Origin of the sequence: Serratia marcescens subsp. marcescens ATCC 13880, assembly GCF_017299535.1 — a bacterium.
Lineage (GTDB): Bacteria > Pseudomonadota > Gammaproteobacteria > Enterobacterales > Enterobacteriaceae > Serratia > Serratia marcescens.
On record NZ_CP071238.1, the window covers coordinates 2,973,742 to 2,993,057 of the forward strand.

A 19,316-nucleotide genomic window follows, 5' to 3' on the forward strand; every position below is an offset into this window, starting at 1 on the left:
CATATTTGAAACGGTCGAGCGCCACATTTGCTTAAATAGGCCAAAAGATGTTGAAGCATCGGCTATTTTCTGCTTGCCAAAATCACTGCGCCAGACCCCGCATTCTGCTGGAGTTTTAACAAAACTTTCATCGTATTGACGCCTTTCCGTCTCATCATTTCCGCTTTTTTGCCGCTTATAGCGTTAAAAAATTTGAATCTTTATGGAATTTGATATGCAACATCTGAATATCGATGAACGGGGGCCAATTTATTCATCGCTCCTCCGACCATTTACCGCCGGAAAGCCCATTCATCATCGGCTTTCAGCCCTGCCGCCACACCGCGCGAGCAGGAGCAGCACACAGGCGGGCGATGATGTTACCGTCCTGCACAACGGTTGCATAAGCATGCAACGTCCAGACGCCTCTCCCGCTTGCCTGTGGTTCCATCATAAATAATCCGAAGGTCATTATCCCCAATAGCCGGAATAATCTTATGAATAGCAAAAGTGTGGCGTTGAATTAAATCCTGAAGATCGGGTGGTTATTTGAATCACCCCCCGATCTTATCAATTTTGCTAATTACTGCCGCGCTTTCAAACCGTTGCTCTTATTCTTTCCTCTGTACCGCAGGGCGAAGAGACAACGCTTGCTGAGCATCCTGCAACGCGATGCGCTCGCCAATCTTCAGCGGGAGGAATTGATGCTGCTCCAACCCCGCCTCGCTCAGGGCCAGGTTCAACTGCTGCGGCGGTTCGTCCAGCGATTCATCCGCCAGTTCGAATACCCCCCAATGGATGGGAATGGCGCGCGGCTGATTCAGCTCGCGATACAGCGCCACCGACTGCTGCGGATCCATATGCTGCTCCTGCATAAACCAGCGCGGCGCATAGGCGCCAATCGGCAGCGCAGCCACGTCGAACGGCCCCAGCCGTTGACCGATCTCCGCCAGCCGTTCCGAATAACCGCTGTCGCCGGAAAAATAAAACCGCAGTGCCGGATGGTGGATCACCCACCCGCACCACAGCGAGCGATTGCGATCCCACAGCGTGCGCATGCTCCAGTGCCGCGCCGGCGTGGCGTAGACCGTCAGCTCGCCCAACGGCAGACTCTGCCACCAGTCCAGCTCATGCGCCTTCAGCCGATAACGGCGGAACCAGCGCTTCAAGCCAAGCGGCACGATGAACTCGGCCTGGGGGAAACGCCGCGCCAATTGCCGCACCGTGCGCCTGTCAAGGTGGTCATAATGGTTATGGGAGATCAGCACCGCATCCACCGCCGGCAGTTGCTCCACCGTCAGCGGCGGCGGCGTTCTGCGCTTCGGGCCATAAAAGCTCAGTGGCGATGCGCGTTCGGACAACACCGGATCGATCAGGATATAGCGCCCGCTCAACCGCAGCAGCATCGAGGCATGCCCCAACCACCAAACGCAGTCGTCGCTGCCGCTGAGATCGGCAGGTTGCCACCAGCGTTCGGTAAATTGTGCGTAGCCCTGCTGCGGCGGTCTGGGCAGCCCCTGCCGCTTGCGTTCATCTTGCCAACGCTGAAGATCGCCCTCCTGACGCCGCGAAGGTTCCAGGTTGCGAAATCCCTCCGGCGTATGATGCGCCTTGGCCGCGTCGTAATAACGGTTGATTCTTTTCATCCTGCCTTTTCTCCCGACCACTGCGCCCTGCGCGGGCATGACTTTCAGTGTAACAAACCCGATGAAGCTCGCACTTTGTCAGCCGTGCGCTGCATCTCGGGACCTTTTGCCGTATGCTGTTGTCTCACTCCGGTGAGACAGCCAGGGCCGCCAAGAGCCCGTTAAGACTCTCTTAAGATCTTTGTGATTGACTTGTAGGGCATACAGAAAAGGAGAAGTTATGAGTCGTTCTACATCCCGCAAATCAGGCTCAAGCCTGGGGCGCCGTATTCGCAGCGCGCTGCTGGCGCAGAAGCAATACTGGAAAATGTATTTCGCCATGAAGTTGCGCCGGCTGCGCGTGCCTGCACCGTTGGTGCTGCTGGGCGGTTCGCTGCTTGGATTCTTCATGTTGACTCTGCTGATGCTCAGCGTAGTCGCCATCGACGTGATCAGCACTCTGCTGCTGCTGTGCCGGAAACTGCTGGGGCGGGGTCACGGTGAGGGCCGCGCCTTTATGCCGCGCGGCTAACGAGAAAAGGAGCGGAGGCGCGCCATACGCCTCCGCAGCACACGGATTAGCGCTTGCCGCCTTTGCGGCGCGTCAGCATAAACCCGCACCACAGCACCGCAACCCACACCGGCATCAGCAACACCGAAATGCGGATCCCTTCGCTGAAATACATGATCACCAGAATCAGGCCGAGGAACGCCAGACACAGGTAGTTGCCGAACGGATACCACAGCGCCTTAAAGCTGGGAATGACGCCCTGGCGGTTCTTGGCGGCGCGGAATTTCAGGTGCGCCAGGCAGATCATCACCCAGTTGATCACCAACGTTGAAACCACCAGCGCCATCAGCAGCTCAAACGCCTTGCCGGGCATCAGGTAGTTGATCAGCACGCCGATCGAAGTAATCAACGCCGACAGCGCGATGGACAGCACCGGCACGCCGCGTTTATTCACGCGCGTCAGCGCCTTCGGCGCATTGCCCTGGCTGGCCAGCCCGAACAGCATGCGGCTGTTGGCATAAACGCCGCTGTTGTAGACCGACAGCGCGGCGGTCAATACCACTACGTTGAGCACCGTTGCCACCAGATTGCTGTTCAGCGCATGGAAGATCAGCACGAACGGGCTGCCGCCCTCCACCACTTGCCCCCACGGATAGAGCGACAGCAGCACGGTCAGCGAGCCGATATAGAAGATCAGGATGCGGTACACCACCTGATTGGTGGCTTTGGGAATGCTGCGACGCGGATCGGCGGCTTCCGCCGCGGTGATGCCGACCATTTCCAGGCCGCCAAACGAGAACATGATCACCGCCATCGCCATCACCAGCCCCGAGAAGCCGTGCGGCATAAAGCCGCCCTGCTGCCACAGGTTGGTGATGCTGGCCTGCGGCCCGCCGTTACCGCTGGCCAACAGCCAGGCGCCGAAGACGATCATGCCGACAATCGCCACCACCTTGATGATGGCGAACCAGAACTCGGTTTCGCCGTACAGGCGCACGTTCACCAGGTTAATCAGATTGATCAGCACGAAAAACAGCGCGGCGGAGGCCCAGGTGGGGATCTCCGGCCACCAGTACTGAATGTAGATGCCGACGGCGGTCAATTCCGCCATGCCGACCAGAATGAACATTGCCCAGTAGTTCCAGCCGGAAAGGAAGCCGGCGAAATCGCCCCAGTATTTATAGGCAAAGTGACTGAAAGAGCCGGCGACCGGCTCCTCCACCACCATTTCGCCCAGCTGGCGCATGATCAAAAATGCGATAAAACCGCCGATGGCGTAGCCCAGCAGCACGGCGGGGCCGGCCATTTTAATGGTTTGCGCAATGCCGAGAAATAAACCGGTACCGATGGCGCCCCCGAGGGCAATAAGCTGTATGTGTCTGTTTTTTAAACCGCGTTTTAGCGGAGTATCCTGATGCTGACCGCCCATCTTATCCTCATATGGCGTATACCCTTGCCGCTATCGGCCAAGATTTCACCAATCAATAAATGTATCTGCGGGCGGCTTTTTAACACTTAACCCCGTGAGCATCAAGGAGAAGCGCCCCGAGACGGCAGGCCGGAGCGCGATTTTTTTACCGCGAGAAAGCGGATAACGGCAGCGTTCAGCCAGGCATACCGCACAGTTTGGTCAGATTGCGCGCGCCGATCATCAGCGTGGCGACATAAGATTGGCTACGCGTGACCACTTCCACCGCCACGCGATCGTTTTGATATTTTATCAGGTAGGTCGAGGGCCAGCCCTGACGGCGCTGGCCGAAGCTTTCGGCATGACGATCGATCGCCGCATGGGCAATCACCAGATGAGACAAGTTTTTATCACCTTTGATAATGCGCTTCATAAACAGCCTCCGCCAACGACAGCTCTGTTATTAGAAAAAGGAGAAACTCTTACCAATCACCGGTATTGTTCGACTCAGTTAACCTGTCGGCTCATCAGGAAGCAGATCATCGCCGCGCGCAGCGGGCTGGCGCTGTCCGCCTGCCATTCACCGCCCTGAGTGCTCATGCGCGCCTGCCACTGCGGGCTGTCGCTTTGGTTGTCGGGGTTCAGACTGATTTTGTTGGCGCAAATGATCGGCCAGGCATCGGAGGGATTCTTGCAGTAATCTTTACCTTTCACACCACCGTAGGGATACCACTTGTCCGGGTTCTCTCCGGTCAGCAGCGCAATGCTGCGGTTCACTTCGGCATCGCTTTCTTCGTACCATTTAATCATCGGCTTCATCCATCTTTCGTAAGGTTCGCGCTACATTACGATGTCTGTACGACAGTTTTATGACAGCGCCGCCGGTTTTCACATTATCTCTACTAATGCTTTGTCCCCTTTATCTTTCCTTAGCGCCTGCGTAAACTTTTCGCCCTGTTCAGCGCCCAGAGAACGCATGTATGTTGACCGGCCTTAACCATCTGACGCTCGCCGTCAGCAATCTCGATCGCAGCTTCGATTTTTATCGTCATCTGTTGGGATTTATCCCGCACGCCCGCTGGCAAGGCGGCGCCTATCTTTCGTTAGGGCCGTTGTGGCTATGCCTGTCGCTGGATGAAACGCGCATGCAACAACGCGAACGCGATTACACCCATTACGCCTTCAGCGTTGCGCCGGAACACATTGAGCAGGTCAGCGAGCGGTTGCGCCAGGCCGGCGTCGAAGAGTGGAAAAGCAATCGCAGCGAAGGCGAATCACTCTATTTTCTCGATCCCGATGGGCATCAATTGGAGATCCATGCCGGCGATTTGGCCAGCCGCCTGGCGGCATGCCGGGAAAAGCCGTATCAGGGCATGGTGTTTTACTGAGGCGCCCCGGCGACGCAGCCGTCGGCCGGGGCATCATGCTCAACGTTCGGGGATGAAACCTTTGAAATCCAGCGCGGGGTTGAGATCGTCGTCAGCAGCAGCGGCGCCGTCTGCGCCGGCGCGGTGCGCCATACGCTTCAACAGCGCAGTTTGCTGGCGTTGTTGCTCGGCAATCTCCTGCAGCAGGCGAATCTGCTCGTTGGCGCGCACGCTGGCGCGGTTCACCAGGAACCAGACCCACAGCCCGGCCAGCAACGCCACGGCGGCGAGGGCCAGCGACAACAGGCCGTTCTGGCCAAAACCTAAATCGTACATGGACAACCCTATCTACTGCGAAATTCAGGCCGCCATCTTAACACTCGCGGCGGCCGTGCGAACATCCCTGCCAAAAATTGCTTACCAGGGCACGAAGCGGGTCACCGAACAGATGCCCAACGCAAAATTTCCACCATCGTCGCAATAGCTGTCCAGCGCCAGTAGGTAGAAAAACAGGCAGGCAGCGACGGCCGTCATTATCACGAGGATTTTTTTTCGCAACAAATTTAGCAGCCTCATTGTTATCTTGGTAATCTATCGCGCATGTTATCACAGCGAAGTTAAACGAAGTTTAACTTTCCGTTTAGATTTCTGGCTATCGCCCGGTTTTCAGACTGTTACCCTTGCCCTCGCATAGGCGCCGTGGCTAGATGAACCCTCAGGGATAACGAGGAAATACGATGAGCAAATTGATTAAGTGGGTATTGGTGTTGGCGGTCATTTACGGCGGCTTTTTGATCTCGGGCTACGGCGTGCTGATCGGCAGCAACAAAAACGTTGGCGGGTTGGGATTGCAGTGCAAATACCTGACGGCGCGCAACGTGGCGATCGCCCAGTACGTGAATGGCGACAACGGTTTCATCGGCGTAGCCGACTGCCCGCTGTTCAAGAAAATCGAAACGGTGGTGGATTAACCGCCACCGCCCGACGCCGCCGCTCTGCGGCGGCCCCGCCTCAGTTGCGGGTAAACTTCATCTCGATCAGCGCAATCGCCTTGTCAATCGCTCGGCGGGTCACCGGATCGGCGCCGGCAGGATGCGTGGAGAAATCGATGCTTTTGAGCTGACCCGCCATCTTGTCGCGCACTTCGGTCGGCGCAATCACGTCGATAACGTCCAGAATCTGTTTGATGACCAGTTGGCAAGCGACCAGATCGGAAGCCAGTTCCTGCTCGTTGCTCAGCATGTCAGACATAATAAATTTCCTTCTTGATTCAAACGCCGCACAGAATAGCATGGCGTCCGCGCCATTGCCCGCTCTCCCCGTCTTTTTCCCCCATTCTGCGCACCGGCGGGCAAAAGCCTGCGGCGGATTGGCCTATACTTGCTGCATGGCGGTGGTAAAAACCACCCACAAGCCACAACCAACAGGAGAAAGTTATGGCGAATCACAATGTGAAATCCTGGGCGACAGTGCGTGAAACTTCGGTGGAAATCGCCGAAGCCATTTTTGAGCTGGCAGGGAACGATGAAGTGTTGGCGCAGAAAATCTGGGAAGAAGGCAGTGATGAGGCGCTGGAGAAGGCCTTTGCCAAAACCACCGCCGACCAGCTTTATTGGGGAGAGGAAACCGTCGAGCGGAAAAACGTTTGAGCGGTTACGCAACAAAAAGCCCGGGTTTCTGACCCAGGCTTTCCCGATTAGCGCTCGCCCCGCTCAGCGGCGTGCCTGTCTTCTTGCTCTCACGGTTCTTCACCTCCCACACCTTCCGCATTTTTCATGCTCATCACCGGCGTCGCCATAAAAGCGCCGACGCCCACGATTACAACCAGAGTAATAATCACTGTCATTAACATGCGATCACCCCATCAACGTTGAGTTGTTACGGCTGACTCTGTTTTGGCGGTTCTTGCTGCGGCTTTCTTTGCGTCCCCCACCGCGGCGGCGACAGTCCCAGATTAGCCGTTTTTCCTTTCTGCTGACAAGCGGCGGTCAAACGGTTTTTCCGAATAATTGCCCCCCGTCACCGGCGGCATTTTTGTCCACGGCGGCAAGTTGTGTATACTTCACCGCTATGTAGGTCTCACACTGACGCACTGATGATACAAGAACACCACCTCTCGTTGGTCTGCGCCCTCAGCAAATGGGTCGAAACTCACCTCGGACGAGTGATCCATCTCGAAGAGCTGGCCGAGTACTCCGGCTACTCGCTGTGGCACATGCAGAAGCTGTTCAAAGAAGCGACAGGGATTTCGCTCGGTAAATACATTCGCGAACGCCGTCTGGCCGGCGCGGTCTATCAACTGCGCAGCAGTGAAGCGTCGATCTTCGACATCGCCCTGGACTTTGGCTTCGGTTCTCAGTCCCACTTCACCTACATGTTCAGAAAGCGTTTTAATATCACACCCTATGATTTCCGCCAGGATTTGAGCGTTGATCTGCACATCGATCCGCCGCTGCACGTCATTCACCAAAAATCCGCCTGAGCCCGCCGCAAATCGGCGGGTTAACGCGCCCCCCAGACCGCCAGCATCGCGATCGCGGCCGGCAGCGCCTGCACCCACAGAATTTTGCGGCTGGCGCTCAACCCGCCGAACACCCCGGCCGCCAGCACACACCCGAGAAAGAACAGCTGCAGTGCCATATCCTCACGCCAGTAGCTCCATGCCAACCCCAAGGCCAGAAAGCCGTTGTACAGCCCCTGATTGGCGGCCAACACCCGCGTGGCTGCGGCGAACTCCGCCGTTGTGCCGAATGCGCGCCTGCCGAGTGGCGTACGCCACAGGAACATTTCCAACACCAGGATATAAAGATGGAGCGCTGCGATGAGCAGCAGCAAAATATCGGCAAAGAACTTCATGGTGGTTCCAGTCGTTTATTGAAGATGTCATCAATTATAAACTCCTTCGCTCACCACCCTATCGGCGGAGATAAAAAAACCCGCCGAAGCGGGTTTATGCAGGAGTCATTTTTTGAGGTTAGTTTAATACGGCGACCAACAATGCCGCGACAGAGACCCAAAACAGCGCCGTGGCAACCACGACATGGGACAATCTTGCACGATAAAGTACCTGGCTCATAATGACCTCACTGACATCTGACTAACGGGAGACAACCTGACTTCCTGAGGATTATCCTAAACTTCTTCTCACTGTCGTTATATGCGCCAGATCACTTTTCCGCCGAGAACCCTTATATTGTCGTAAAGCTGGAGCCGCGATCACATTAATTACGCCTTATTAGAGCGAAATAAGCCGAATAATCGCGGCGATTATATCCTAACGCTATCAAACATCGTTCCAAGGCAGGCGTGGTGCGGTCATGCGCTCACCAGAATAACCGCTAACCGTCGGGAAACGCGGCGCGCCTTGTTCCCAATCATGCTGAGCCCGAGTAATTTCAGCCTTGGTATGGCCAACGAAATTCCACCAGATAAGGATCTCTTCGTTTAATGGCGCCCCACCGATAAGTAATCCCCGGCTCCCCTGCTGTGCATTTAACCCAATAGAGTTATTCTTCATGCCCAAATAGGCGAATTCATCAGGTGAAAAGATTTCACCATTAAGTTCAAATGCACCAATAAGGGGCAAAAAGCCGATTTCATAATCATCGCGCAACGGCAATTCGATTCTTGCCGCTTCTTCCCATTCCAGATCAATGGCGATTAATGGCGAAAGAGTAAACACCGGTGAACGATAAGCGCCAAATTCCCCGACCAACAAACGATGATTCACGCCGTTATTCTGCCATTGCGGCAAGTCAGGATAATGATCGAAGCGTGGCGCCATGTCGGCATGTTCGGCCGGCAGCGCGATCCATAATTGCGCAGCATGCAACCGCCGCTGCTCGCCCACCGACTGTTCCGTATGCGCAATGCCGTGCCCCGCGGTCATCAGGTTAACCTGCCCCGGGCGAATCACCTGCTCACTGCCGAGGCTGTCTCGGTGCAGCACCTCCCCCTCTATCATCCAGGTGAACGTTTGCAGCCCGGTGTGCGGATGCTGCCCCACATCCATGCCGGGCGAAGTGCCGTTGAACACCGTCGGCCCGGCGTGATCGAGAAAACACCAGGCGCCGACGGTGCGCCGCTCCCGGGTTGGCAACGCACGGTTGATCGGAATGCCCCCCACTTCGGCGTTACGCACGGCAATACGTTGTATCTGGCGCACGCCGTCAACGACGGGGCACTCGCGTGAAGGTGAAGAGAGCGTAGGACGTGGCTGACTCATCGCAAAGACCTCCTGAATGGCGCCGATTCGCCAAGGGTAACCGCCCAAGCTTAACACAGGACAGCTCCCCCGCAGAGCGACGACGTGCAGGCACGTCCGCGCGGTTCAGGGTGCTTTGATATAGCAGCTCTTGATGTCTATATCGTCATGCGCGTGCCTGAGATCGGAGAAATAGGTCACGCCAAAGAGAATTGATACCACCAGCAGCACGGACACCAACAGGCCGATGATCGCCAGCAGTTTGGTTTCATCATGGAGATTAGGCTCCATTTTATCTCCCCTAGTTAATCGCGTCAGGTCACCCACAGCGTGACCGCCAGCGTAAAGATAATCAGTGAGCAGGACGCCACCGCCAACACGACGATCGCAAATTGCGCATCACCCAAGGTTTCTCGATAATTTTTATCCGTTGAGGCGTTACGCTGTTGTTTCACTAAATCGGTTTTCACTCGTTCAACTGCTGCATTGCTGTTTGACGGGGCAAAACATCCCCTCAGAATAAGGCGCCAATGTCGCTGACTTGGTCGCTCCGGCCTCAACCGGGGGATGACGCTATCAATTTTCCCCATCAGGGTCAACACCGCGCCCGCCGGCGAGCGAGCAAGTACACAGGGGAGATGTAACTGGAATGGAGATCGCAGGGAAATAAGAGACGCCTATTGCAGAGGACAAAAAAAAGCCCGGTACGTAACCGGGCCTGGGTAGACCGATGCGTTATTGCGGGATACGCAACACCTGCCCCGGATAAATCTTGTCCGGGCTCGACAGCATCGGCTTGTTGGCTTCGAAAATCTTGTTGTACAGATTGGCGTTGCCGTACATCTCTTTAGAGATCGCGCTCAGCGTATCGCCCTTCTTCACGGTATAGAAGCGGCTCTCGGCGTCGGATTGCGCTACCGCCACCTTGTCTTCCACACCGCTGATCCCCGCCACGTTGCCGATAGCCACCAGGATCTTCTCTTTTAACTCCTGGCTGACGGCGTCGCCGGTCACTACGGCTTTACCATCGACCACCTGCACATCAACTTTGTCGGTGCCCGGCAGGCCGCTCTTATCGAGATGTTCCTTGAGTTTGGCGCTTTGATCTTCGGCGGAGGCATTGCCGGTGACTGTATCCCACAGTTTTTCGCCCGCTTCTTTGACGAAGTTAAACAAGCCCATATTCACTCCTTTTGATGGTTGCAGTAATGCGTTTAAGTAAGGCTTGTTAAGCTTAGCATCGACAAAAGGATATGCCATCCGCTTACGGCGTCAGAAACGGGTAGAGTATTCCGAAAGTGTCGTCAGCGGCGTTTCCATGGCGATTAATCGCGCAATGATGCTGAAAAATCGCGCTTTTCTACCTACACTGTTGCAGACAAGGCAACTCGACGAAGGAGGCGTGCAACGATGTACGCATTGGTGATGTTTGTCTGTTATCTGGATGGCGGCTGCAGTGAAATGGTGGTCGATATATTGCGCGACGAGCCGCAATGCCTGGTCGCGATGAAGGAACAGAACTTGCGACACGCCGGCTGTTATCCCATGGAAGAGTTTATCGACGGCTTCTGGTTGCCAGCCAGCGAATATTCCGATTTTTAACCTTCTCCCCGCGCGATGCTGAGGAATTTCTGATTTCATCGGAAACTTCGTCTTCCTCCGAGGCATAAGGCCGCTGTTTTGCTAAATTGCGGCTCCCGAAGAAGAGAGAGACAGAGAAAGGTCATGCCAGCATCGGCTCATTCCAACGAGCAATATGAAACTCTGCTGCGCGACGTCAGCCTGGCGTTAGGCGACGCAGTGTTGCAGTTAATCAAAAACCATAAAAAGGTATCCGGCGGCAATATTCTTTCACAGCTGGTGACCGAAATAGAGCGGGAGCAGGATCAGCAACGTTTCGCCGCGCTGCGTTCCGCCATTGAGCTGGTCGGGTTGGCGCCTAAAGGCTGAGCTCCCGATAAAACAAAGGCAGGGCTTGCGCCCTGCCTGATTACCAATCCCGACACAGGATGAAGGTAATGAAATTGCAGAATTAGAAACGATACGTCAGGCTGACGGCAACGATATCATCGTTGGCCAGTTTCAGTTTGTTATCGTCGCTCAGCTGGTTGATTTGATAATCGACGTAGGTGTACATATTTTTGTTGAAGTAGTAAGTCGCCCCCACTTCCACGTATTTCACCAGGTCGGCATCACCGATCCCTTCGATATCTTTGCCTTTGGACTGCACGTAGGCCACGGAAGGACGCAGGCCGTTCTCGAATTGATACTGAGCCACCACTTCGAAGTTTTGCGTTTTATTGGCGAAGCCGGAAGTGCCGTTGACGCTGATCGGCGTCATGTTACGGGTTTCGGCATACATCGCGGCCAGGTAAACCTGGTTGGCGTCGTATTTCACTGCGGTGGTCCAGGCGGTAGCGCTGTCACCCTTGCCATACTGCAGCTCTTTTTGCTTGCTGGTGCGGTTGGAATCAGAGAACGCCGCCGCTACGCCGATGCCGGTGCCGCCGATGTCCTGGTAGTCCAGAGACAGGCCGTAACCGTCGCCGTTTTGCTTGGTCACGCTGCGGCCGTCACCGTCGTTTTTACCCTGATACTGCACCGCCAGGTTCAGGCCTTCCACCAAACCGAAGAAATCACGGTTGCGGTAGGTGGCCAAACCGTTGGAACGGGCGGTCATAAAGTTATCGGTATAGCTGTAGGAGTCGCCGCCGAATTCCGGCAGCATGTCGGTGTAAGCCTCGGCGTCATACACCACGCCGTAGTTACGGCCGTAGTCGAAAGAACCGTAGTTGCCGAATTTCAGCCCCGCGAAGCCCAGACGCGTTTTGGTGCCGGCGGTGCCCTGCGCTTCGTCGTGATTGGCCTGGACGTTGTATTCCCACTGGCCGTAGCCGGTCAACTGGTCATTGATTTGCGTTTCGCCTTTGAAGCCCAGGCGAACATAGGTCATATCACCGTCGTTGGACTTACTGTCGCTGAAATAATGCTTGGCGTTAACGCGGCCGTACAGGTCGAGTTTATTGCCATCCTTATTGTAGATTTCAGCCGCGTTGGCGAAGGAGGTGATCGCCCCGAGGGCGACAGCTAAGGCTAATACACTGCGTTTCATCATTTATTTTCCTAGATATTATAATTAGAACCCTGCCCGTCACGCCCAATTTATAATTTGGGCTGTGATTTTATCTTTTGGTATTTTATGAGATCCCCTAATGCTGGGGTGATGTGACATTAGCATCATGAATCAAAACTTAAAATCAAAAAGTTCATGAAACAACGAGGAGAAAGCATGTTTATGTGTAACCAAATATTACAAAAAAGAAACCACTCAACTCATTGAATATAAGAATTTTTTATCACATAAGTTATAACCAAAACGGTGCAATGCACCATTATTGTGCAATTCAGTTTCGTTTTGCGTGCTTTCTGCGCGATTCAAAAGTAACAACAAAATTAGCATGGTTATTAAAAACGTTACTTATTTCACATTTTTATCTTAACAAACTCACCAGGCAATTAAGGCTTTCAGATAACGATCTGACACTGCCTTCTATTCATTCGCACAAAGACACGGATTCGTGACGAATAAAACTCGCCTTACGGGAATAAAAATAGCGGGAAATAGCAGATTAAAATAATGAAAGGAATAACGGCGGCGCGCTGACGGCGCCACCGTGGATAAATCAATACAGCGTAGAGCGGGAAACTTCGCTCAACAACATGCCGGCACGCAGGCCCAACGCCACGCTGGGGTTAGGGAACAGTATCCACGCCCCCTCCTGGCCGACGCGATAGTCCTCCTGCGGCTGCTCGCACAGCAACATGCCCGGTTCCAGCTCGGTGAAGTTGGCCGTGTCATCGTCCAGATGCAGTTTGAAATCTTCGCTGTGCTTGATCAACGAGTGCATCACACGGAAAACCCGAATCTCGGCGCCCGCACGCGCCGGCAGCGCCCCTTCGCTGACCGCCGCCCGCAGAGCGCGATCGATGGTGGCGAACTGCTGCAGATCGTTGCTGCCGAACGGCCGCGCCTTGCCCAGCTCGAGCGTACAGCTCGCCGCATTGAGATGTTCGCTGGAGTAATGGCTAAACGTCCCGCCCGGCGCACTGTGTACCACCAACGCATCCAGATCGGCGGCATCCAGCAGCTTCAACATCGGCTCACTGTACGGGCGTTTCTGAAAGGGCAGAATGCCGAAACGCGGCAAACGCGATTCGCGGATGGCGGTGTGCAAATCGTAATGGAAACGCGCCGCCTGCTCCCCATCGAAAAAGGCGGCGAGCGCACGCTCCAACTGCTGCGCGCGCACGGTTTCGCCGCTGGCGGCGAAGTTGCGGTAGCGGCCGCCAAACATGCGGTTCATATCGCTGTGCAGATAACGCTTGCCGGCCCGCATCGCCGCCGGGTTGCCCAACACCACCAACAGTCGCGCCGTCAGCGGCAACCGGCCGGCAAGGAGATCGCCGACCAGCTGATTGAGCAGCTCAATCGGCGCGGTTTCATTGCCGTGCACGCCCGCCGACATCACCATCGCCTGGCGGTAAGGCTGTCGCGGCGTAAGCTCCAGCACCCCTTCCCCCTGCCAGCGCCACCGCAGCTGCGGTGTTTCACCTTGCCATTCGACGGGTTCGTTCCCTTCCAGCGTCAGGGGCAGTAGATCGATCATGCTGCCTCCCTTAGCGTTGGAACGGATAAATGGCGCCGAGACCGAGGATCGACGTCAACGCATCCAGCGCCTCGCGCCCTTCGCGCAGCAGCAGCGGATCGGCCAGGTCATCCTGCGTCAGGCGGTCGCGGTAATGACGATCGACCCACTCGTTCAACGTTGCGAACAGCCGATCGTTCATCATCACGCGCGGATTGACCGCTCTCAGCTCTTGTTCGTTAAGCGCCACCCGCAACCGCAGGCAGGCAGGGCCGCCGCCGTTGCGCATGCTTTCACGCAGGTCGAACACGCGGATTTCATCGATCGGGCCGCCGCTGCCGACCATGTCGTTGAGGTAACGCCACACGCCGGCGTGCTGACGCGACTCCTCCGGCACGACGATCATCATCTTGCCGTTCGGTTTGGTAAGAATTTGGCTGTTGAACAGATAGGTCGCCACCGCGTCCGCTACCGAGACGCGCTCTGTCGGCACTTCGATCGCCACCAGCTCGCTGTCCAGCGTCGCCATCTTGCGGCGCACTTCATCCAGCGCCTGTTGCTGGCGGTAGAACGCCTGCTGATGATGGAACAGCACGTTCTGGTTGCTGACCGCAATCACGTCGTTATGGAACACGCCCTGATCGATCACCGCCGGGTTTTGCTGCACGAAGACCGTATGCTGTTCATCCAACTGGTGCAGGCGAGCGATCGCCTCGCCGGCTTCGCGCGTCTGGCGCGCCGGATAACGCGCCGGCGCCGTTTCGCCGCCGAATTCCTGACGACCATAGACGAACACCTGCACGCTGCGCTTGGCGTAATCACCGCCCAAACGGTTATGGTTGGCCGCCCCTTCGTCGCCGAACAACGCCACCTGCGGCAGCGCCTCGTGGTGGGCGAAATGCCGATCGTCGCTGAACATCGCCCGCAATACGGCGGTGGTGGTTTCCGCTTCGATGGCGCGGTGGAATTTGTTGTTCAGGTTGGCGGCGGTGAAGTGCACCTTGCCGTCGGCGCTGTCCGCCGAAGGCGACACGGTGGCCGCATTGGCGGTCCACATGCACGACGCCGAGCTGAGCGCCGACAGCAGGCGCGGCGACTGACGCATCGCCTGCGCCAGCACCGCCTCATCGCTGCCGCTGAAACCCAGGCGACGCAGCATCGGCAAATGCGGCCGCTCCTGCGGCGGCAAGACCCCTTGCTGGAAACCGAGATCGGCCAGCACCTTCATTTTCAGCAAACCTTGTTTCGCCGCCAGCTTCGGGTTCGATACGCTGTTTTGATGCAGCGTTGACGCCTCGTTGCCGAACGACAGCCCGGCATAGTGGTGCGTCGGCCCCACCAAACCGTCGAAATTGACTTCATATCCTGACATGTTTATCCCCTGGGGATAGCGTGCGGCAGCGCCATCGCGCCGCCGCAGACGATTAACGGAACGACAAGCCCGGCGAGAGCGTGGCCGGCAGCGACAGGCTTTCGCTTTCCAGCGAAGCCATCGGCCAGGCGCAATAGTCCGCCGCATAGAAGGCGCTTGGGCGATGGTTGCCGGAGGCCCCCACGCCACCGAACGGCGCCGCGCTGGAGGCCCCGGTCAGCGGCTTGTTCCAGTTGACGATGCCGGCGCGCGCTTCCAGCAACAGCCGCTCGAACAGCTCGCGCTGCGGCGATACCAGCCCCACCGACAGGCCGTAGCGCGTCCGGTTGGCGAGCTGCAGCGCCTCGTCAAAATCGCGATAACGCACGATGGTGGTCAACGGCCCGAAATACTCTTCGTCCGGTACGCCGGCCACGCCGGTCAGATCGACGATGCCCGGGCTGAGCAGCGAACTGCCCGGCTCCAGCAAACGCATGCTCAGCAGCGATTTGCCGCCCAGCGCCAGCAAGCGCTGCTGCGCTTTCAGCATGTTCTCCGCCGCGGCTGCCGACACGACGCCGCCCATGAACGGCTGCGGTTCGGCATCCCAACGGCCGACGCGCAGCTCGCCCGCCACCTGAACCAAACGCGCGATAAAGGCGTCGCCTTCCGCCCCCTGCTTCACCAGAATGCGGCGTGAACAGGTACAGCGTTGGCCGGCGGAGATAAACGCCGATTGGATAGCCAGGTTGACCGCCGCGTCCCGATCCTCGAAGCCGTCGACGATCAGCGCATTGTTGCCGCCCATCTCCAGCGCCAGGATCTTCTCCGGCTGCCCCGCCAATTGGCGATGCAGGTGATAGCCGGTGCCGGCGCTGCCGGTGAACAGCAAACCGTCGATATCCGCACTGGCCGCCAACGCTTCGCCGGTTTCGCGGCCGCCTTGCACCAGATTGATCACCCCGTCCGGCAGACCGGCCCGCAGCCACAGTTTCAGGGTCTCCTCGGCGGTCAACGGCGTCAGCTCGCTCGGTTTGAATACCACGCAGTTACCGGCCAACAGCGCCGGCACGATATGGCCGTTCGGCAGATGGCCGGGGAAATTGTAAGGCCCAAACACCGCGAGCACGCCGTGCGGACGGTGGCGCAGCACCGAAGCGCCGTCGGCCATCGCCGTCTGGCTAAAACCGGTGCGCGTCTGATAGGCCTGCAGCGAAATGCCCACTTTGCCGATCATCGCCTGAATTTCAGTCAGCGTTTCCCAACGCGGCTTGCCTGTCTCGCGGCTGATGGTTTCCGCCAGCAACTGCTTGTGTTCTTCCAGCAAGGCGGCGAAGCGTTTCACCAGCTGTTCGCGCTGCTCGAACGGCATGCGCGCCCAAGCGGGGAACGCGGCGCGCGCGGCTTCGCAGGCGGCGGCGACGTCGTCGGCGTCGGCGGCGTTAGCGCGCCACAGCGGCTGGTTGCCGACCGGATCGGCCTTGCCGAACTCGGCGCCGCGGCCCTGCCGCCAGACGCCGTTAATCAACAGAGCAGGATGGGACATCATGCTTTCTCCTGTGCAATAAGGGGGAGCACCCGCACCGGGCTGCCCTGTTCGACGCCCAGCGCCGCAGCGGTGGCGGCGTTGATATGCAGGCGGTCGTCATACAGATCGGCATTGACCAACAGTGCGCGGTAATTCTGATAGTTGTCGTTGGCCACCAGATGCACCGGCGCATCGGCGCGCATCGGCGTGTCATCCAGCACCACTTTCACCAGGCGGCTCTGCTTGACCGCGCGGATATGGTCGATCTCCGCTTCCAGCGTCGGACCGCCGTCGAAGATATCGACGTAGCCCTGATAGCTCAGGCCTTCCGCCTCCAGCAACCGGCGCGCCGGCAGGGTTTGCGGGTGCACTTCGCCAATCACTTTCTGCGCATCTTCGGCCAGAAAATCGACATACAACGGGTGTTTCGGCATCAGCTCGGCGATAAACGCCTTTTGCCCGGTGCCGCTCAGGTAGTCCGCCTTGGCGAACTCGATGGAGAAGAAACGGTGGCCGACGCTCTCCCAGAACGGCGACCGGCCGTTTTCATCGGAGAAACCGCGCATCTCGGCGATCAGACGGCGGGAGAAGCGTTCACGGAACGCGGCGATAAACAGGAAACGCACCTTCGACAGCAGTTTGCCGTTCTCGCCGTGGCGATAATCCGGATCGAGGAACAGCGTGCACAGTTCCGAATGCCCGGTATGGTCGTTGCTGAGGAACAGCGTCGGCACCGATTTATAGACGTTCAGCTGTTTGGAAGCGTGCACCTGCGTGCCGACGCGGAAGCTGTACCAGGGTTCCGCCAGGCCGACGGCCACTTCGATCGCGCAGACCCCCACCGCCTGCCGGCGCTCGCTGTCTTCCAACACGAACAAATAACACTGGTCACTTTGCGGAAGTTCGCCTTGCCAGGTTTTTAACGCCCGCTCAATGCGTGCCGACAAGGTATCTTCATTCTGCGGCAGTGAAGTGAGACCGATGCCGGATTTACCGGCAAGCGTCAGTAAATCCGCCAGATCGCGACGCTCTATAGGGCGAATAATCATCATAATGCGAACCTCTTCTGAATCAGGCTGCGCCGGTGAAGGCGCAGCCCGCTGATTAGCTGCAAATGCGCGCCACGGCGCGCGCGAATCGCGCCAGCCCCTCTTTCACATCCTGCTCAGGGATGATCAGCGACGGCGTGAAACGCACCACGTCCGGGCCGGCGATCAGCGCGATAACGCCTTCTTCGTTGGCCAGTTGGGTGATCTGCTTCGCTTTGCCGGCATAATCTTTCTTCAATTGGCAGCCGATCAGCAAACCGCCCCCGCGGATCTCGGCGAAGATCGGGTACTGGCGGTTGATGTCGTTCAACCCGTCGATGAACCACTGGTGACGTTGCTTGACGCCTTCCAGCACTTCCGGCGTGTTGATGATGGAGAACACTTCCCCCGCCACCGCCGTCGCCAGCGGGTTGCCGCCGTAGGTGGTGCCGTGGGTGCCGACGCCCAGCGTTTTCGCCAGCGCATCGGTGGTCAGCATCGCGCCGATCGGGAAGCCGCCGCCCAGCGCTTTGGCGGTCGTCAGCACGTCCGGCACCACGCCGTACTGCATGTAGGCATACAGGTGGCCGGTGCGGCCGACGCCAGTCTGCACTTCGTCGAAGATCAGCAGCGCGTTATGGCGATCGCACAGTTCACGCAGCCCCTGCAGGAAACTGGCCTCCGCCGGCAGCACGCCGCCCTCGCCCTGGATCGGCTCAACGATCACCGCGCAGGTGCGATCGTTGATAAGCTCGGCCGCTGCGGCCAGATCGTTATACGGCGTATGGGTGATGCCGCCCGGCAGCGGCGCAAAATCCTGCGAATATTTCGGCTGGCCGCCGGCGGAAACGGTGAACAGCGTACGGCCGTGGAACGCGTTGTTGAACGCCACAATCTGATCTTTACCGGCGCCGTGTTGGTCGTGCGCATGCTTGCGCGCCAGTTTCAGCGCCGCTTCGTTGGCTTCTGCACCCGAATTACAGAAAAACACCTTGTCGGCGAACGTGGCGTCGATCAGTTTTTTGGCCAGACGCAGTACCGGTTCGTTGGTATAACCATTGCCCAGATGCCACAGTTTGCCCGCCTGCTCCACCAGCGCCGCCTTGACCGCCGGGTGCGCATGGCCCAACGCGTTAACCGCGATGCCGCCGGCGAAATCGATGTAAGACTTACCCTGCTGATCCCACACCTGCGATCCTTCGCCACGCACCAGAATAAAATCGGCAGGGGCATAAACCGGGACCATCCAGTCATCGAAAGACTGGCGGGTAACTGCGATTGGCTGTTCCATAGTGACCTCATAATCTCAGCAAAGGCTGAATTTTGACTGTAAGGGCCGCTCAAGCCCGGTTAGACCGCCACAATGCAAAAAAACCGTTATTCAAAACCGACTTTCGCGGCGGAGAAAATGCTGTCCCTCACCGCTGATTTAGAAACAAATCTGTTACATAAAATCGGTTTTTCACTATTTATGGCGTATATCCGGTCCCTGAGCGGGGAGTAAATGTTAACGAGCAGTTAAAATACATGTCGTTTGATAAAGAGTGTAGAGCAGCTATCGTGCCAAAACGGGATTTTTGCCGGATTTTGCTATTTTTTACGTTAAAACAACGGCTTATAATGAATATTTATTCATTTTCTATGCATTGGTAATGCATAAATTAAAAAA

Annotated in this window: 25 protein-coding genes; 7 read left to right on the forward strand and 18 right to left on the reverse strand. The window is 57.1% G+C overall.

Features of this window, described 5'->3' with window-relative positions; translation table 11 throughout:
• Positions 1-590 precede the first annotated feature (590 nt).
• A complete protein-coding gene (locus tag J0F90_RS14210) occupies positions 591-1,625 on the reverse strand; it encodes an MBL fold metallo-hydrolase (protein WP_016927400.1) in 1,035 nt (344 codons plus the stop codon).
• Between the two features lie 220 nt (positions 1,626-1,845).
• Between J0F90_RS14210 and J0F90_RS14215 the strand changes: the two genes are divergently transcribed.
• Positions 1,846-2,136, forward strand: a complete 291-nt coding sequence (locus J0F90_RS14215; protein ID WP_033640076.1) for a hypothetical protein — start codon at positions 1,846-1,848, stop codon at positions 2,134-2,136.
• Positions 2,137-2,182: 46 nt separating this feature from the next.
• Here the strand turns inward: J0F90_RS14215 and J0F90_RS14220 are convergent, their stop codons facing one another.
• The 3 genes from J0F90_RS14220 to J0F90_RS14230 all read right to left on the reverse strand — a co-directional run bounded on the left by J0F90_RS14220 (position 2,183) and on the right by J0F90_RS14230 (position 4,333).
• The gene (locus J0F90_RS14220; RefSeq protein WP_016927398.1) at positions 2,183-3,544 is read right to left on the reverse strand and encodes an amino acid permease; all 1,362 of its coding nucleotides are present in this window, start codon (positions 3,542-3,544) and stop codon (positions 2,183-2,185) included.
• A 175-nt stretch (positions 3,545-3,719) separates the two neighbouring features.
• Entirely contained in the window at positions 3,720-3,956 is a 237-nt protein-coding gene (locus J0F90_RS14225) for a DUF4060 family protein (protein ID WP_004927680.1), read from the reverse strand.
• 74 nt (positions 3,957-4,030) lie between these two features.
• Positions 4,031-4,333, reverse strand: coding sequence for a phage protein NinX family protein (locus tag J0F90_RS14230; RefSeq protein WP_016927397.1), 303 nt, complete (start codon positions 4,331-4,333; stop codon positions 4,031-4,033).
• A gap of 170 nt (positions 4,334-4,503) precedes the next feature.
• Between J0F90_RS14230 and fos the strand changes: the two genes are divergently transcribed.
• Positions 4,504-4,911 carry a fosfomycin resistance glutathione transferase gene (fos, locus tag J0F90_RS14235; protein WP_015378164.1) on the forward strand — a complete coding sequence of 136 codons (408 nt, stop codon included), beginning with the start codon at positions 4,504-4,506 and terminating at the stop codon, positions 4,909-4,911.
• Between the two features lie 39 nt (positions 4,912-4,950).
• On the opposite strand, the gene J0F90_RS14240 is transcribed toward fos, so the two are convergent.
• Together J0F90_RS14240 and mgrB are read right to left on the reverse strand one after the other, a co-directional pair.
• Positions 4,951-5,226 carry a YebO family protein gene (locus tag J0F90_RS14240; RefSeq protein ID WP_033640075.1) on the reverse strand — a complete coding sequence of 92 codons (276 nt, stop codon included), beginning with the start codon at positions 5,224-5,226 and terminating at the stop codon, positions 4,951-4,953.
• Between the two features lie 81 nt (positions 5,227-5,307).
• Positions 5,308-5,424, reverse strand: coding sequence for a PhoP/PhoQ regulatory lipoprotein MgrB (gene mgrB, locus J0F90_RS14245; protein ID WP_019452853.1), 117 nt, complete (start codon positions 5,422-5,424; stop codon positions 5,308-5,310).
• A gap of 203 nt (positions 5,425-5,627) precedes the next feature.
• Here mgrB and J0F90_RS14250 point away from each other — a divergent pair, with 203 nt between their 5' ends.
• The gene (locus J0F90_RS14250) at positions 5,628-5,861 is read left to right on the forward strand and encodes a YobH family protein (RefSeq protein WP_004927690.1); all 234 of its coding nucleotides are present in this window, start codon (positions 5,628-5,630) and stop codon (positions 5,859-5,861) included.
• Positions 5,862-5,901: 40 nt separating this feature from the next.
• On the opposite strand, the gene J0F90_RS14255 is transcribed toward J0F90_RS14250, so the two are convergent.
• Positions 5,902-6,141 carry a DUF2766 family protein gene (locus J0F90_RS14255; RefSeq protein WP_004927692.1) on the reverse strand — a complete coding sequence of 80 codons (240 nt, stop codon included), beginning with the start codon at positions 6,139-6,141 and terminating at the stop codon, positions 5,902-5,904.
• Between the two features lie 185 nt (positions 6,142-6,326).
• Between J0F90_RS14255 and J0F90_RS14260 the strand changes: the two genes are divergently transcribed.
• Positions 6,327-6,539, forward strand: coding sequence for a YccJ family protein (locus J0F90_RS14260; RefSeq protein ID WP_004927694.1), 213 nt, complete (start codon positions 6,327-6,329; stop codon positions 6,537-6,539).
• 446 nt (positions 6,540-6,985) lie between these two features.
• Positions 6,986-7,372 carry a helix-turn-helix domain-containing protein gene (locus tag J0F90_RS14265; RefSeq protein ID WP_004927697.1) on the forward strand — a complete coding sequence of 129 codons (387 nt, stop codon included), beginning with the start codon at positions 6,986-6,988 and terminating at the stop codon, positions 7,370-7,372.
• Positions 7,373-7,392: 20 nt separating this feature from the next.
• On the opposite strand, the gene J0F90_RS14270 is transcribed toward J0F90_RS14265, so the two are convergent.
• The 5 genes from J0F90_RS14270 to lysM all read right to left on the reverse strand — a co-directional run bounded on the left by J0F90_RS14270 (position 7,393) and on the right by lysM (position 10,276).
• The gene (locus J0F90_RS14270) at positions 7,393-7,746 is read right to left on the reverse strand and encodes a DUF1304 domain-containing protein (protein WP_033640074.1); all 354 of its coding nucleotides are present in this window, start codon (positions 7,744-7,746) and stop codon (positions 7,393-7,395) included.
• Positions 7,747-8,173: 427 nt separating this feature from the next.
• Positions 8,174-9,115: a pirin family protein gene (locus J0F90_RS14275; RefSeq protein WP_033640073.1), complete on the reverse strand. Its 942-nt coding sequence runs from the start codon at positions 9,113-9,115 to the stop codon at positions 8,174-8,176.
• A 105-nt stretch (positions 9,116-9,220) separates the two neighbouring features.
• Positions 9,221-9,385, reverse strand: a complete 165-nt coding sequence (locus J0F90_RS14280; protein WP_004934557.1) for a hypothetical protein — start codon at positions 9,383-9,385, stop codon at positions 9,221-9,223.
• A 23-nt stretch (positions 9,386-9,408) separates the two neighbouring features.
• Positions 9,409-9,564, reverse strand: a complete 156-nt coding sequence (locus J0F90_RS14285; protein ID WP_016927390.1) for a hypothetical protein — start codon at positions 9,562-9,564, stop codon at positions 9,409-9,411.
• A 265-nt stretch (positions 9,565-9,829) separates the two neighbouring features.
• Entirely contained in the window at positions 9,830-10,276 is a 447-nt protein-coding gene (lysM, locus tag J0F90_RS14290; protein WP_016927389.1) for a peptidoglycan-binding protein LysM, read from the reverse strand.
• A gap of 228 nt (positions 10,277-10,504) precedes the next feature.
• On the opposite strand from lysM, the gene J0F90_RS14295 reads away from it, so the two are divergent.
• Entirely contained in the window at positions 10,505-10,696 is a 192-nt protein-coding gene (locus J0F90_RS14295) for a YdfD/YebW family protein (RefSeq protein WP_004934567.1), read from the forward strand.
• A 123-nt stretch (positions 10,697-10,819) separates the two neighbouring features.
• Entirely contained in the window at positions 10,820-11,044 is a 225-nt protein-coding gene (locus tag J0F90_RS14300; protein ID WP_016927388.1) for a biofilm development regulator YmgB/AriR family protein, read from the forward strand.
• A gap of 82 nt (positions 11,045-11,126) precedes the next feature.
• On the opposite strand, the gene ompC is transcribed toward J0F90_RS14300, so the two are convergent.
• From ompC to J0F90_RS14330, 6 genes are all read right to left on the reverse strand, one after another.
• Entirely contained in the window at positions 11,127-12,209 is a 1,083-nt protein-coding gene (gene ompC, locus J0F90_RS14305) for a porin OmpC (RefSeq protein WP_016927387.1), read from the reverse strand.
• Between the two features lie 568 nt (positions 12,210-12,777).
• On the reverse strand, positions 12,778-13,761 hold the full coding sequence (astE, locus tag J0F90_RS14310) for a succinylglutamate desuccinylase (protein WP_033640072.1): 984 nt from the start codon (positions 13,759-13,761) through the stop codon (positions 12,778-12,780).
• Positions 13,762-13,771: 10 nt separating this feature from the next.
• Entirely contained in the window at positions 13,772-15,112 is a 1,341-nt protein-coding gene (gene astB, locus J0F90_RS14315) for an N-succinylarginine dihydrolase (protein ID WP_033640071.1), read from the reverse strand.
• A 52-nt stretch (positions 15,113-15,164) separates the two neighbouring features.
• Positions 15,165-16,637, reverse strand: a complete 1,473-nt coding sequence (astD, locus tag J0F90_RS14320; protein WP_033641396.1) for a succinylglutamate-semialdehyde dehydrogenase — start codon at positions 16,635-16,637, stop codon at positions 15,165-15,167.
• Positions 16,637-17,671 carry an arginine N-succinyltransferase gene (astA, locus tag J0F90_RS14325; RefSeq protein ID WP_004934585.1) on the reverse strand — a complete coding sequence of 345 codons (1,035 nt, stop codon included), beginning with the start codon at positions 17,669-17,671 and terminating at the stop codon, positions 16,637-16,639. The genes astD and astA overlap by 1 nt, the downstream gene beginning before the upstream one ends.
• Before the next feature lie 52 nt (positions 17,672-17,723).
• A complete protein-coding gene (locus J0F90_RS14330; protein ID WP_015378175.1) occupies positions 17,724-18,938 on the reverse strand; it encodes an aspartate aminotransferase family protein in 1,215 nt (404 codons plus the stop codon).
• Between the last annotated feature and the right edge of the window lie 378 nt (positions 18,939-19,316).

Excerpts from the sequence above, each read along its gene's own strand:
- J0F90_RS14300 (WP_016927388.1), top strand. The coding sequence starts at position 10,820 with ATGCCAGCATCGGCTCATTCCAACGAGCAATATGAAACTCTGCTGCGC.
- ompC (WP_016927387.1), bottom strand. The coding sequence starts at position 12,209 with ATGATGAAACGCAGTGTATTAGCCTTAGCTGTCGCCCTCGGGGCGATC.
- astD (WP_033641396.1), bottom strand. The coding sequence starts at position 16,637 with ATGTCCCATCCTGCTCTGTTGATTAACGGCGTCTGGCGGCAGGGCCGC.
- J0F90_RS14250 (WP_004927690.1), top strand. The coding sequence starts at position 5,628 with ATGAGCAAATTGATTAAGTGGGTATTGGTGTTGGCGGTCATTTACGGC.
- J0F90_RS14240 (WP_033640075.1), bottom strand. The coding sequence starts at position 5,226 with ATGTACGATTTAGGTTTTGGCCAGAACGGCCTGTTGTCGCTGGCCCTC.
- J0F90_RS14295 (WP_004934567.1), top strand. The coding sequence starts at position 10,505 with ATGTACGCATTGGTGATGTTTGTCTGTTATCTGGATGGCGGCTGCAGT.
- astE (WP_033640072.1), bottom strand. The coding sequence starts at position 13,761 with ATGATCGATCTACTGCCCCTGACGCTGGAAGGGAACGAACCCGTCGAA.
- J0F90_RS14265 (WP_004927697.1), top strand. The coding sequence starts at position 6,986 with ATGATACAAGAACACCACCTCTCGTTGGTCTGCGCCCTCAGCAAATGG.
- J0F90_RS14330 (WP_015378175.1), bottom strand. The coding sequence starts at position 18,938 with ATGGAACAGCCAATCGCAGTTACCCGCCAGTCTTTCGATGACTGGATG.
- J0F90_RS14225 (WP_004927680.1), bottom strand. The coding sequence starts at position 3,956 with ATGAAGCGCATTATCAAAGGTGATAAAAACTTGTCTCATCTGGTGATT.
- mgrB (WP_019452853.1), bottom strand. The coding sequence starts at position 5,424 with ATGACGGCCGTCGCTGCCTGCCTGTTTTTCTACCTACTGGCGCTGGAC.
- fos (WP_015378164.1), top strand. The coding sequence starts at position 4,504 with ATGTTGACCGGCCTTAACCATCTGACGCTCGCCGTCAGCAATCTCGAT.
- lysM (WP_016927389.1), bottom strand. The coding sequence starts at position 10,276 with ATGGGCTTGTTTAACTTCGTCAAAGAAGCGGGCGAAAAACTGTGGGAT.
- astB (WP_033640071.1), bottom strand. The coding sequence starts at position 15,112 with ATGTCAGGATATGAAGTCAATTTCGACGGTTTGGTGGGGCCGACGCAC.
- J0F90_RS14230 (WP_016927397.1), bottom strand. The coding sequence starts at position 4,333 with ATGATTAAATGGTACGAAGAAAGCGATGCCGAAGTGAACCGCAGCATT.
- J0F90_RS14275 (WP_033640073.1), bottom strand. The coding sequence starts at position 9,115 with ATGAGTCAGCCACGTCCTACGCTCTCTTCACCTTCACGCGAGTGCCCC.
- astA (WP_004934585.1), bottom strand. The coding sequence starts at position 17,671 with ATGATGATTATTCGCCCTATAGAGCGTCGCGATCTGGCGGATTTACTG.
- J0F90_RS14255 (WP_004927692.1), bottom strand. The coding sequence starts at position 6,141 with ATGTCTGACATGCTGAGCAACGAGCAGGAACTGGCTTCCGATCTGGTC.
- J0F90_RS14270 (WP_033640074.1), bottom strand. The coding sequence starts at position 7,746 with ATGAAGTTCTTTGCCGATATTTTGCTGCTGCTCATCGCAGCGCTCCAT.
- J0F90_RS14260 (WP_004927694.1), top strand. The coding sequence starts at position 6,327 with ATGGCGAATCACAATGTGAAATCCTGGGCGACAGTGCGTGAAACTTCG.
- J0F90_RS14215 (WP_033640076.1), top strand. The coding sequence starts at position 1,846 with ATGAGTCGTTCTACATCCCGCAAATCAGGCTCAAGCCTGGGGCGCCGT.
- J0F90_RS14280 (WP_004934557.1), bottom strand. The coding sequence starts at position 9,385 with ATGGAGCCTAATCTCCATGATGAAACCAAACTGCTGGCGATCATCGGC.
- J0F90_RS14210 (WP_016927400.1), bottom strand. The coding sequence starts at position 1,625 with ATGAAAAGAATCAACCGTTATTACGACGCGGCCAAGGCGCATCATACG.
- J0F90_RS14220 (WP_016927398.1), bottom strand. The coding sequence starts at position 3,544 with ATGGGCGGTCAGCATCAGGATACTCCGCTAAAACGCGGTTTAAAAAAC.